This window comes from Streptomyces sp. NBC_00289, assembly GCF_041435115.1.
Taxonomy (GTDB): domain Bacteria; phylum Actinomycetota; class Actinomycetes; order Streptomycetales; family Streptomycetaceae; genus Streptomyces.
This window is the reverse complement of sequence record NZ_CP108046.1, coordinates 10316695-10329212: the sequence shown is the minus strand read 5'-3', so window position 1 is coordinate 10329212 and position 12518 is coordinate 10316695. Positions and strand designations below refer to the sequence as shown.

At 65.5% G+C, this 12518-nt stretch carries 7 protein-coding genes and 2 pseudogenes; 3 read left to right on the top strand and 6 right to left on the bottom strand.

What is annotated here, in order from left to right; translation table 11 throughout:
- Positions 1–25 precede the first annotated feature (25 nt).
- Positions 26–1206, bottom strand: a protein-coding gene (locus OG985_RS47180) for an IS3 family transposase (protein WP_371666478.1) whose coding sequence is annotated in 2 segments (ribosomal slippage) — positions 26–942 and positions 942–1206 — 1182 coding nt in all. Because the reading frame shifts where the segments join, the coding sequence is not laid out codon by codon here.
- A gap of 63 nt (positions 1207–1269) precedes the next feature.
- Positions 1270–1791 carry a transposase family protein gene (locus tag OG985_RS47175; RefSeq protein ID WP_371666547.1) on the bottom strand — a complete coding sequence of 174 codons (522 nt, stop codon included), beginning with the start codon at positions 1789–1791 and terminating at the stop codon, positions 1270–1272.
- Between OG985_RS47175 and OG985_RS47170 the strand changes: the two genes are divergently transcribed.
- Positions 1766–2293, top strand: coding sequence for a transposase family protein (locus OG985_RS47170; RefSeq protein ID WP_371666548.1), 528 nt, complete (start codon positions 1766–1768; stop codon positions 2291–2293). The genes OG985_RS47175 and OG985_RS47170 overlap by 26 nt on opposite strands.
- Positions 2294–2303: 10 nt before the next feature.
- Positions 2304–3011: an ISAs1 family transposase gene (locus OG985_RS47165; RefSeq protein WP_371666549.1), complete on the top strand. Its 708-nt coding sequence runs from the start codon at positions 2304–2306 to the stop codon at positions 3009–3011.
- On the opposite strand, the pseudogene OG985_RS47160 reads toward OG985_RS47165, so the two are convergent.
- Positions 2989–3739: pseudogene (locus OG985_RS47160) on the bottom strand (transposase family protein). The gene OG985_RS47165 and the pseudogene OG985_RS47160 sit on opposite strands and share 23 nt — an antisense overlap.
- A gap of 275 nt (positions 3740–4014) precedes the next feature.
- Between OG985_RS47160 and OG985_RS47155 the strand changes: the two are divergent.
- A complete protein-coding gene (locus OG985_RS47155) occupies positions 4015–4707 on the top strand; it encodes a hypothetical protein (RefSeq protein WP_371666550.1) in 693 nt (230 codons plus the stop codon).
- Positions 4708–4795: 88 nt separating this feature from the next.
- On the opposite strand, the gene OG985_RS47150 is transcribed toward OG985_RS47155, so the two are convergent.
- The 3 genes and pseudogenes from OG985_RS47150 to OG985_RS47140 all read right to left on the bottom strand — a co-directional run bounded on the left by OG985_RS47150 (position 4796) and on the right by OG985_RS47140 (position 12150).
- The gene (locus OG985_RS47150) at positions 4796–4999 is read right to left on the bottom strand and encodes a group II intron maturase-specific domain-containing protein (RefSeq protein ID WP_371666551.1); all 204 of its coding nucleotides are present in this window, start codon (positions 4997–4999) and stop codon (positions 4796–4798) included.
- A gap of 47 nt (positions 5000–5046) precedes the next feature.
- A pseudogene (locus tag OG985_RS47145) lies at positions 5047–5238 on the bottom strand (IS6 family transposase); the annotation flags it as partial.
- A 315-nt stretch (positions 5239–5553) separates the two neighbouring features.
- Positions 5554–12150: an FG-GAP-like repeat-containing protein gene (locus OG985_RS47140; protein ID WP_371674701.1), complete on the bottom strand. Its 6597-nt coding sequence runs from the start codon at positions 12148–12150 to the stop codon at positions 5554–5556.
- Positions 12151–12518 lie beyond the last annotated feature (368 nt).

The window sequence follows — 12518 nt, the reverse complement described above, 5'->3', positions numbered from 1 at the left end:
CCGGACAGGCTTCTGACCGTTTATTTCACGCGGCGATTCGCAACTTCTCGTACTCGGCATGGACTTCGCGTGGAGGGCGGTACCCCACCGCCGAGTGGAGGCGTTTGCGATTGTACCAGAATTCGATGTAGCGAGTGATGTCCTGCCGGGCGACCTCGCGGGTCAGGTAAGTCACCCTTGATACGCGCTCGTTCTTCAGGGCGCCGAAGAATGATTCGGCCATGGCGTTGTCGAAACAGATCCCGGTGCGGCCGGCAGATCTGCGGAGCCCGAACCGGTTTAGCGTCCTCCCGAACTCGGCTGACATGTAGTTACTTCCGCGATCCGAGTGAAATATCGCGTCGGCCGAGAGGTTCCTGTTCCGTGCCGCGTTACGGATCGCCTTGGATATCAGTGGGGTTTGGTAGTGGTCGTCCATCGCGTAACCGATGACTTCCTTCGTGCAGCAGTCGATTACCGTCGCGAGGTACAGCCAGCCTTCCCCGGTCCCGATATAAGTAATGTCACCGACGAGCTTTTCGCCGGGTGCGTCCGCGGTGAAGTTGCGGCCGACGAGGTCCGGCACTTGGCCGGCCGCGGCCTTGGTGAGGTTGAACCTCTTCGGCTGTGGCTGGCAGGACTCAAGTCCCAGCTCGCGCATCAGGCGGCGGACCAGTTCCAGGCCGACGCTGATGCCCCAGCGGTGCAGCTGGGCTTGGATGCGACGGTGGCCGTAGGTGCTGTCGGAAATGTCGAAGGCTTTCTTGATGAGCAGTTTCAGTTCCTCGCGCCGCTGTGCCGTCGCGGATTCCGGGCGGGATCGCCAGTCGTAGTAGCCGGATCTGGAGACGCCGAGTCTGCCGCACATGAACTCGACGCTGTATGCGCACTCCGCAGTGTCGAGCCGCATCTCATCGATGAACTCGTACTTGCTTGCTACCGGGGATCCTTCGCGAAGTACGCCGCGCATTTTTTCAGGAAGGAGTTTTCCATCTCCAGCTCACGGTTCCGCCGTTCGAGTTCCTTCAGGCGTACCCGCTCGTTCACCGTCAATTCTGCATCGGGAGCCGGTTCCTGCTGCTTCTGGTGCTTCTTCACCCAGCCGCGTAGCGTCTCCGAGTTCAGCTCAAGCTCCCGGGCAACTTCGGAGATCGTCTTGCTTGACCTCAACGCGATCTGGACTGCTTCCTCACGGAACTCCGGCGAGTACTTACTGGGTGGCGGCACTTCTTCCTCGTTTCCTGTTCAGGACAACCCTATTGGGTCCCTGTCCGGAAACTTCGGGGCCCCTCACCTGGCCGCTCCGCGAAGGCTTTTGCCGTCGACCGCCAAGCCGCTCGGCCGGCCCTGGGTTTGGTTGCGGCGGTCGGACAGCCAGCGGCCGACCGCCGGGTCCAATGCGTCGCCGTCGATCCGGGCCAGCAGTCGTCGGACTGTCGTTTCCGCAGGCAGGGCCCGTTTGGGGGAAAGGGGGTCGAGTCGCACGCCGCCGTGTTCCAGCACGTGGGGCGGAGCGTCGGTGATCCATTCGCCGACCGCCAGGTCGAAGTCCGGATCCTTCGAGCGGGTCCAGGACCGGGTACGGCGCCAGCGCACACCCTCGGCCAGCAGGATCCGGCGGACCTGGCTGCGACCGACCTCGATGCCCAGCCTCCTGGCCTCGGCGGCCAGTGCGTCAAGGGTCCACTCCGGCGGCCCAGACTCATCCTCCGCGGCCAGCTCGCCGTCCGCCTGCACCGTCAGCCGGCCCGGCGCCGCCTGCTTGTGATCACCACAACGGAAGACCGTGCCTGCTGCGCCAGCATCACTCATCCCCGTCGGGCTGGGCCAACTCGCGGGCGGCAATCCGGCCTGCCCCGACGAACTGCCCGACCTTCTGGCCCGGCTGTCTCGCTTGCCCGACCCGCGCCGCCGCCCGGGCCGTCGTCACCCGCTGCCGTATGTCCTGGCGGTCGCCGCCTGCGCGGTCCTGGCCGGAGCGAAGTCCCTCACCGCGATCGCCGAGTGGGCTGCCAATGCCTGTGACCGGCTGCTGTTGTGCTGCGGGGCCGCGCTGCGTGATCCGGACCGACCTTGCCGGGCGCCCAGCGAAGCCACCGTGCGCCGGGTACTGCAGCGCATCGACGGCGACGCGTTCGACGCGGCGATCGGCGGCTGGCTTACCGGCCGTGCCGCCGCCTCCCGCGCCGCGGCCAGGACAGACACCCACCGGACAGTCCGGCGCGGGCAGCGGTTGCGGTGGACGGCAAGTCCCTGCGCGGAGCCATTCGCGCCAACGGCCGCGCTGCGTCCACCTGATCTCCGCTCTGCGTGACGACAGCATCGTGCTGGCCCAGCGTAAGGTCAACGCCAAGAGCAACGAGATCACCGCGTTCCGCCCCCTGCTGAACCCGCTGGACCTGACCGGCGCGGTGGTGACCTTCGACGCGCTGCTGACCCAGACCGACCACGCGAAGTTCCTGGCCGAGGAGAAGGGAGCGCACTACATCGCCGTACTCAAGGGCAACCATCCGAGCCTGCACGCGCTGGTGAAGAACCTGCCGTGGAAGGAGGTTCCGCTGCTGGACCGTACCCGGCCCACCGCGCACGGCCCTGACGAAATCCGCCGGCTCAAGGCCGCCATCGTGCCGGGACTGCCATCGCACGCCGACCAGGCGCTGCAGATCGTCCGCAGGCGGCGCACCCTGCGCACCGGGAAGGTGTCGCTCGAGCGCGTCTACGCGATCATCGGTCTGACGGTGCACCAGACGAACGCTGCTGACGAACGCGTTCGCGGGCATTGGGCTATTGAGAATCGTGAGCACCATGTCAGGGATGTGACGTTCGGGGAGGACGCCTCACGGGTGCGAACCGGCGGTGCACCGCGGGCGATGGCCTCCCTGCGGAACCTGGCCATCGGCGCGCTCCGCCTGACCGGCTGGGACAACATCGCCGCGGGCCTGCACCATCACGGGCGGGACACGACCCGGCCGCCAACCGCCCTCGGACTCAACTGGTCATTGAGCTTGTTCAGCGGTGAGTCTCCAGGGTGAGAATGGCTCTGGCGATTGACGTCATCCGGCTCGGGTTGCAGCGGGCTTTGCGGAGGATCCGCCAGGTCTTGACCGATGCGATGGATCTCTCGACAGGCCACCGCAGACGCGAGTGCGCCCGGTTGACGCATCTCTGTTTGACGGTGAGGTCTTTGCCCGGTCGTCGTCTGTGGGGCACGACGACGATGTCACCGGCGCCCTGGTAGCCGCGGTCGGCCAGGATCGGGATGCCCAGGCGGATACACGTAGCGATGATCCGGTGCCGTCGGGCCGCGGTCAGATCGTGGGTCCGGCCGGGCAGCGCGGGCGAGATCCACACCAGCGTGCCGTCCGGAGCGGTCACCACCTGCAGGTTCACGCCGTGCCGGCGGTGCTTTCCCCAGTAGTCCGCCCGGCCGTCGCCGGTCCGGTCGCACTCGGCGAGTGTCCCCTCCAGCAGCAGGTAGCGGGCGTCGGGGCGATCTCAGGGCCGCGGTCAGACCGGGCGCGAGCTCTGCGAGGTGGCCGATCACGGCGTGCACGTGGGCGTGTGCGGTGCCCAGGCTGATACCGAAGCCGGCCGCGAGCTGACACAGGGCGTCGTTCTTCCGCAGGTATACCAGTGCGACCAGGGCGCGCTCGGACGCTGGCAGCTTGCACCTGCGGTCACCCTCACGGGTGACAATGAGCATCGTGACCCACTCCACCAGGGCATGCGGAACATCGAGTACGGCACGATAAGGAACCAACAGAGCCCCAAGGCTGAAGAGTTGAGCGTAGACACCTCGCTCAACAGCCCTGGGGCTCTGCCCGTTCCGCCCTCACCACACGTCACCCGATCAGTAGCCGAACTGAACAAGCTCATGCTTCGCCAATCGCGAGAACGACAGGGCCCTGCCTGCCCACCGCAGCCTGACAACACCGTTGAGGACCGCCCGGTTAATGTGTGTCAGCATATAATTTGTGCACCCCCGGGGGTGCCCGAAAAAACCAGAACTGGCGGCCAAAATCAGGAGAACACTCAATGGCATTCAATATAGAATTTCAAATGCAGGTCAAATTCAACTCTCGCAGTGAATTCAAGACGTGGCGCGAGCAAGTTCTAATTGAGCAGCGGACGAGACTAGAATCACTCCAGGGATTCTCAGAAAAATTCGATGAGTCCGACGAGGACCTGCTAACCGACCTGATCATCGAGGACACCGCCACACTAGAAGAGGCCCTGGATGAGCTACGGCGCGTCGGCCACGAGATCACGGCCGAGGATATCGCGGAATGGAGGCCGGCGGTAGACGATGAAGGAAGTCCCGGCATCTACCTTCTTGAGAACAGAAAGCTGAGGCGGGATTCACCGGTCGACGCTCTTTTCGATCACCTGCACGACAATCCCGCCCCTGCCCAACTGAGGATCAACCGCATCTCGCTGAATGATCATGCCAATGTGACGGCGAGCGGATCCTTTCGAGACTTTGACGCATATTGCTACTATCGCCTCCCGTTGATCTTTGCCGGAACATCCGCCCAGGAGTTTGGTGGCAGGGGTCATGTATCCTTCTTCGGAGTCGAAAGAGGAGTGCTTGTTGCCTTGTTCTGCGATTTCCAAGAGAATGGTATTCGAATCAACGAGCCCGATGTTCAGGATGCGGTCGCTTGGAGAGTTCACGACCGCTTCGACAGCATCGAATTGACCAGTGAAGGACTTCGACACCGGCTTTAGCCGCCGAGTAGCCGAGGGGATTTTCACCCCTCGGCCCTCACAGATCCGTACGTGACGATCTCTCGTCATACGGCTCTTGTCGTTCTGGTCACCAGACGCGGGGGGCATGGGTGGTCCAGGCCCAGTGGGCGAACCGGGGTCGCCGTGCGACGGCCTGGTTCCACGCCGTTTGGGCTTTCTTCCTGCCCCGCAGCCGTTTGAACTTCTTGCGCATCCACCGCCTCAGGTAGGCGTTGACGCGTTCCAGGAGGGGATGGAGGGCCGACTGGTAGAAGGCTCCGTAGTACGTCATCCACCCGCGAATGATCGGGTTGATGAACCGTGCGAGGTCTGCTTCCGGCGACGGCGTAGGGCGGCCGCGTACTGAGGCCCGAACCGGTCACACCACTGCCGGATGGCCTCGTGGGAGACGATGATCCCGCGCGCCAGCAGCAACTCCTCGACCTCGCGGTAGCTGAGCGGGAAGCGGTGGTACAGCCACACCGCCTGGGAGATGACCTCCGCCGGGAACCGGAAACCCTTGTACGACACCGTCGCTTCGGACTCCACGGCCGCCCCCTCCCCGGACGATCAACAAACCCGACGATCATCCCAGCCCCGAGGCCCCTCACTCAACTTGACAGCGCCGCCCTGGACCCACGAGATCACAGGCGCCCTCGAACAGCTCGCGCTCCTGCCGAACCCCGGCTGACAGCGGATCCACCTATCCCTACGAAACAACACCCCGGAGCAGCGGAACCCGGCGCCCACCCGACACGACACTCGGGCCGTCGGCATGCCCGCCATCAGTCACAGAAGCGAAACGGTCCACCGACTCCGTCGGCGGACCGTCATGCAAGATCGAGATTAGCCGCCGTTCCTAGCTCGTCCCAGTGTTCCTGCTGCTTCTCGCACCAGTTGCTCTCGCGACTTGACAAGTCTGATCGCAGCGTCGACCCAATACGCTGCCTGGCCAACTGCTGCTTTATAACCATCGCGGGCGAGTTGCCTTTCATAGGCATCCGGCGATGCTGTCTGCTCGTGTCTCACAGCAGCCCTTACGGCGGCGTCGAAAGCTGATCGGGCGTTTGCGAGATTGACCTGCGCCTCCCGGAGGGCGCCCTCCCACATGGCCTTCTTTATTTCCGCGTAGCCGATCGCTATCTCCCTTTGTGCCTGCACAGTGTCTGGGATAGCAGGTTTGACCATCTCGCTGACTTGGGCGGCGCATTTTTGGTCTGTGGCGCACATGGTGCCGGTTCCTGATGCACCTGTGACTGTGGGTGCTGCTGCGGGGATGAGGGCGTCGGCTACTGCAGCAACAGCTGTCGCTCCCCCGACCACAACTAGCACTCCAATCCATTGAGTGATGTAGGAGTCTCTGGTAGTGATCCAGACTTCATTAAGTCCGTTGGGTCCTTCGTATTTCTGGTAGGCGGCTGGGGTTCCGTCGGCGGTGCGGAGGTCGGTGGCGCAGTCTTCGGTGCAGAGTCCGGCGGCGGCTGTGGTGTTGTTGAGGATGTCGCCTGATCCGGCTTGGGTGCTTCCCTTGGCGTCGGCTTTGGCGGTTTTGGCTGCTGCTCTGTCGGCGGCTTCGATGGCGGCTTTGTCGGCTGCGTTGGCCTGGTTCCAGAGTGCTTCGGCGTTGGAGCCGCTGTTTTCTCCGGTGACGGGGGTGCAGCCGCAGTCGTTGCCGATGTAGCCCTTGCCGCCGTAGACGCCGGGTGCGCCGGTTGACTGTGCGCCGGCGATGCCGCTGGATCCGCTGCCGGGTTGGTCGCATTCACCGGGGTGGGTGAAGGCGCAGGTGACTTTGCCGCTGGGGTCGGTGTTGTTGAGGGGGTCGTTGTGGACGTAGGTGTAGGGGTTGAGGGTTTGGCTGGTGGTGGTGTCCAGGACGGGGTCGGGGGTGATGAAGGTGTGATTGTTGGGGTCGTAGAGGCGGCCCTTCATGTTGATGAGGCCGGTGTTGGGGGTGTTTTCGTGGCCGGTGAAGGTGCGGGTGAGGTCGCCGGTGGTGCCGGTGAAGGGTGTGCCGTTCTTTGTGACGAGGCGGCCGAAGGGTTCGTAGTAGAGGGTCTGGAGGGGGTTGCCTGAGGTGTCCAGGGTGGTGGCGGTGGAGCCGAGGCGGTCGGTGAGGTTGTACTGGACGTCGGTCTTGACGCCGTCGAAGACGGCCTGGCCGATGCTGCCGTCGGGGCCGGCGAGGTGGAAGACGTCCTTGTCGCCGCTGCCTTTGTGGAAGCGGTGCTCGAACAGGCCTCCGATGTAGAGGGTGTTGCCGATGGGGGTGGCTTCCATGATCTTGTTGTTGAAGGCGTCGTAGCGGTAGGTGGTGGTCACGCCCCGGGTGGTGACGGTGCGGGGCAGGTCGAAGGCGGTGTAGGTGACCTGGCGGGTGACGGTGCCGGCGGCGTTTTTCACGGTGGTCTGCCGGCCGCGGTTGTCGTAGCCGTAGGTTTCCTTGGCTCCGCCCATGCTGGTGGCATCGTGACCGGTGACGGTATGCGGCTGCACGGTGCCGGTGGGGTAGGTGAGGGTGTCCGCAGTGCCGTCGGGCTGGCTGATCTTGGTCAGGCCGCCCAGGGCGTCGTAGCTGTAGTCGATGCTCTGTGAGCCTGCGTCATGGCCGAGGTTCCAGCCGGTGAGCTGGCCCACGGTGTTGTAGTCGTAGGTTTCCGAGCGCAGCGGGGTGGTGGCGTCGTCGCGGGTCTGCTTGATGACCCGGCCGGCCGCGTCGTAGTCGTAGTCCAGGCCCATCACCTTGGTGCCCGCGCCGGTGGTGGCGGTGAGGGTGTCCAGGCGTCCGCCGGCGCTCTGGTAGGTGTTCTTGAGGGTGACGCCGTTGCCGAGCTGGGCGGTGTCCGTCTGCAGGTCGGGGGTGCGCTTGCTGACCGTCCACAGGGTTTTCGGGTCCTGGCCGGGGGTGATGTCGGTGACGGTGTTGGGGTAGCCGGCTGCGTTGTAGCCGTAGCGCAGGGTGAGCGGCTCGCGTCCGGTGACCTCGGGGTAGGTCAGCGTGTCGGCGGTGCCGTCTGCGTTGTAGGTCTGCGAGGTGGTGTAGGAGCGGCTGGTGGTCTGGTCGGTGTATGTGGTGCCGGCGGGCCGGCCGTAGGAGTCGTAGGTGAAGTCGGTGCGGATTTTATCGATCTGTTCGGGGCTGGTGGCGTAGTCCAGCTGGCCGATGCCGTGGGGGGCGCTGTCGTAGACGAACGCGGAGATGCCGTCTTCGGTGGTGCGGGAGGTCATCCGGCCCAGGTCGTCGTAGCCGAAGACGCTCTGGTGCTGGGCGTCGCCACGGGTCTCCCGCTCGATGAGGCCGTTACCGAAGTAGGCGGTGTCGGTGACTCCGCGGTCCGGTTCGCTGAGCCTGGTGCGGCGCCCGCGGACGTCGTACTGCATGGTGGTGACGTTGCCCTTGGCGTCGGTGATCGACTTCAGCAGGTCGAACGGGGCGTAGGTGTAGGCGGTGTTGAGGCCCTCGGCGCTGCCGTCGGGCTTGGTGCGGTAGTCGGTGTGGACTTTCAGCCGGCCGTCGGCGTCGTAGAGGTCGAGCCGGGTGGCGCCGGTGGGGTCGGTGACCGTCGTGGAGGCGAAGGCGGGTTCGAACACGGTGGATTTGCCGTCCGGGCCGGTCGACTTCACCATCCGGTCCAGGCTGTCGTATTCGAAGTAGCTGGTTGCCTTCCCTCCGGTCGGCGAGGGAGCGGACGTGGCCACGGTGCGGCCCAGCGTGTCGTAGGTGACGGCGGTGGCCAGTTTCCCGCCGACGTTGTCGAAGTCCTTGCCGAAGGAGGCGACCGGCCGTCCCAGGACATCGGTGGAGGCGGTGCTGGTCTTGGGTCCGGTGGTGGTGGTGACGCTCACGCCGTTGATGCCGCCGGCCAAGTCGCCGCGGCCGGCGTAGGTGATGTCGGTGGGCGCAGTGCCGTCGGTCTCGGCGTGGACCTGTCGGCCCAGATCATCAATTTTCGCTGTGGTGGTGCGGCCGTTGACGTCTTCGCTGCCCAGCGTGATGCCGAACGCGGGATGGGTGACCATCCATGTCGCCGGCCGGTAGGCGGCCACCTTGTAGTCGACCCACACCAGGGAGGGGTAGATCTCCTCGTTCGGCTGGCCGGGAAACGCCGGCTCGTAGGCGGTGTATACGGTGCGGTCCGGGCGCCCCGGCGTCTTGGACGTCACCGACGTCACCGCGCCCCGCGCGTTGTAGGCGGTGATCGTCGACTCGCGCACCCTGTCGGCATCATCGTCCGTGTTGTTTTTCTCCACGTCCGTTCTGGTCAGCAGGCCGCGCTCGTCGTGGAGGTAGGAGACGTTGCGTTCCCGCGTGGCGCCGTCGGCCGCGAAGCTCACCGTCTTGGACGAGAGAGCCTCACCGACCCGCCACTCCTCGATCAGCTCGGCCGCGGTGTCGAACTTCGTCGTCGTGATGAGCGCGGTGCCGCCATCGGTGGCCCGCGACAGCGAGGTCGGGTTGCCGAACTCGTCGAACACCGCAGCACTGTCGGTGCGCCGAAGCGCCGTGGCCGGCTCACTGACACCGGTGATCGCTGCGCCCGCCGCCTGGCCGTCCCAGTCGATAGCGACTTGCTGCGCGCCGGACTGTTCCCATTCCTTGGTGGTCGAGCTCGTGTCGAAGACAGCCATCACCTTGCCGCCGTGCTGCGGCCGGGCCTCATAGGCGGAAGACGTGCGTGTCACCCGCGCGCGGGCCGTGGCCGGCTTCGCGGCAGCCTGCTCGGCGGTAAGGATCGCCACCACCGTGGTGACCAGCGAAGGCCGCCCGACCTCCGGGTAGAAAGCGCCGTTGCTGACGCTCTTGCGGTGCGCGAACACCATCTCCGTCTGGGAGGCACGCCGCTTGTCGAAGACCCGGAACGTGCCGAACCCCAGGGAGCCGTTGCCCCGCAGGTCAGTGACCGGATCGGCGTAGGTGTACTGCCACACGCGGGCCGCGCCGGCAGAAGCGGTGTTGACCTGTCCAGCCCGCGACACCCGCTGGCGCACCACCGGGAAGCCCTTCTTCGGACACGTCAGCGGATACGTGCACGTGGCCGTCTCGGGCGTGCTGGACCAGGTGTTGGAGTAGGTGATGCTCTCCCGCTGCCAGGCCACTCCCTCGTCGTGCACCGACACCAACTTGTCGACCTGGCGTTCGTTTTGCTGCAGGATCCGCATCCGCCCCGAATCGATCTTCACCACGTCGGTGCGGCCGTCACCGTTGACATCCGCCAGCTGCGAAGTGGCCCGCCCGGCACTCTCGTCCTTAGTGCCGCCGCCCAGATCAATGTCGGAGGAGGTGAACGTGCCGTCACCGTCCGAAACCGCAAGATGCGTCGCTACGGCGTCGAAGGAGACGATGTCATCCCGGCCGTCGCCGTTGACGTCAGCGACCCGCAAATCCATCGAATCGTCATGCCCGATCGACACACTGTGCGGATCGGCAAGGCCCCGGCCAGTGTTGAACAGCAGGATGCCGTGCAGATCGTAAATGTGCTTGGCCGGGTCCGTCTTGGGCGGCAGCAGCAGCACATCCTCCAGACCGTCCGCGTTGAAGTCCCCCGGAAACGTCTCGAAACCAGACTGCTGGGGTGCCGCCCGGCTGTAGAGGCGGCCGGACTTGACCACCGACTGCGCACTCACCGTGGCCACGCCCGCATCACTGACACTCAGCGACGACACCGACGCCAGACACGTGCCGTCCGCCGACACGTTCGCCGACAGCTGCTCGGCCCGGCCGTCACCGTCCAGATCCGACACTCCCAGATCACAACGGGCCTTCATACTGCTGGCCGTAGCCGGCTTGAACGTGCCCGGCCCGTCCGCGATCCGCACCGACACCGTCGGCACCTTGTCCGATGCCGCCCCATCGGGGCTGAGCATGTCCAAACGGCCGTCACCGTTCACATCCGCCAGGTTACCCACCGCGTTCTCCGGCAGGTCGAACGGCGTCATCATGTCCTCAACGAACCGGGCGGCCTTCTTGTCCCACTTCAGCAGATGCGACGTCCACTTCTTCGTCACCGCCGAAAAGACCGGCAGCAAAATCTCCGCCGCCCCGTCGACGTTCGCGTCCACCGCGCGCGCCCGCCCCAGATCGGTCAGCTCCCCCGGCCAGCCCAGCGCCGGGGTCAGATCCCTCTGCGCATCCGGCGAGACACCGAACTTCACCCGGTCCGGCTTCCCCGGCCCCCGCGAATACAGAAGATCACTTCTGCCGTCCCCGTCCAGGTCCAGCACCCGCATCCGCGGATTACCAGCCGCCGTGTCCAGTGTCACCGAACCCCCGTCGACCACCGTGAACGACGGCGCCGCCGGCTGACTGGACCAGCCGAACTCCTTCTTCTTCACACACCCGCCCGCGCTGCCGCACTTCTGCAGCGAGGCCAGCAGACTCTGCCTGCTCGACGACACCGTGTAGGCGAGGTGGTACTGCCACGCCAGCTTCGTGTCATCCGGCATCGGCGCCAGCATACGGATCGTCTTCAACCGCTTCGTATGCGCAAACCGCACCCCCGCCGTATACGAGAACCTGGCCCCCGCAGCATCGTCCTCGTAATCGAACTCCACCCGCCGCTTCGCCGCCACCCCCCCGTTGCTCGTATACTCGATCTTGGAGATGAGGATTTCGTTGCGGGCCCTGCCGTCCTTGTCGTACTCGTAGGAGACCGTGTTCCCCGACGCATCCGTCTCATGGTCCAGCAGCCACGTCACCCGCACCGGCACCGCGAGATCCGTATCCATCAAAGGATTGTTGGCCGTGTCGAAACCGACCCCTGTCCTCGACCGGGTCGCCGTGTGCGGCAAAAACGTCTGCGTCACCCCCTTCTTGTCCGTCACCTCGAACCGGTCCGGACCCGTAATCCCCGGCGTCGTCCCCCCGAACGCCACAATCCTGCGGAAGCTGTTGCTCCGCGTCCGGTACTCCGAGCCGTCCCCTCCGTACTTGTCCGTGCCGCCCTGCACCGCCCCGACAAGAATCAGACGCTCACCATTCAGACAAAACCGGTCGTTGGGATCGAAGTGCACACCCCCGTGCGTGCCGTCCACCGCCACCGACTGTGCGCACCGGGCAATCGCCGACCCCGCACCCGACAACGACCACCCCACCCCCACCGAAGACCGACCGGCCCCCGACGCATACTGCAGCGACAGCCGCGGACTCATGGCCGCCCGCCCCGCCGGCACATCCAACGGCACCGACGTCGTAAACACACCCGACGGCAACACCTCCCCCGACGACGGCAAATACCCCGCGTCTGCTCCCTTACCTACCGCCGCGGACACAGACAACGCCTTCGGAATCACCGGCACACCCGACACCGGATCAGCCGCCGACGCCACCGGCGCCTGCCCCACCACCCCAGCCACCAACGCCGCCACCACAACCGGCGACAACGCAGCCAACCAACCAGGTCTCAGCAGACCCCCCGACCGCAACACACCACGACCAGCCACCATCGCCTCACAACCAGAGAAGACAAGGCCGAAACCCACGGCATCAGCCACCTCCCCCAAACAACCCCCACCCCCACCACCCCGCCAGAGCAAACCCCACTCACACCACACTGAGCTTGTTCCACCATTGGTGTGGTGGTCAGGCTGCGAAGGCGGTCTCGTATTCGGCGGGGCGGTAGCCGCGTCCGGATGGCGTCCCGCTGAGTGGTGTAGGGGATCTCCGCGGTTGAGTGCGCGGGTTCTCTGCTCCCTGGGGTGCACCGTCTGCCGGTGTCTGCTCCCTGCTCAACTGGCAGGCCATCGTGCAACTGTCCGGAGTGGACGGGCAGTTCGACCCCAGGGGGTGCACGATGGCTTTGTCCCAGCAGGAC

Excerpts from the sequence above, each read along its gene's own strand:
- OG985_RS47150 (WP_371666551.1), bottom strand. The coding sequence starts at position 4,999 with ATGACGTACTACGGAGCCTTCTACCAGTCGGCCCTCCATCCCCTCCTG.
- OG985_RS47155 (WP_371666550.1), top strand. The coding sequence starts at position 4,015 with ATGGCATTCAATATAGAATTTCAAATGCAGGTCAAATTCAACTCTCGC.
- OG985_RS47175 (WP_371666547.1), bottom strand. The coding sequence starts at position 1,791 with ATGAGTGATGCTGGCGCAGCAGGCACGGTCTTCCGTTGTGGTGATCAC.
- OG985_RS47140 (WP_371674701.1), bottom strand. The coding sequence starts at position 12,150 with ATGGTGGCTGGTCGTGGTGTGTTGCGGTCGGGGGGTCTGCTGAGACCT.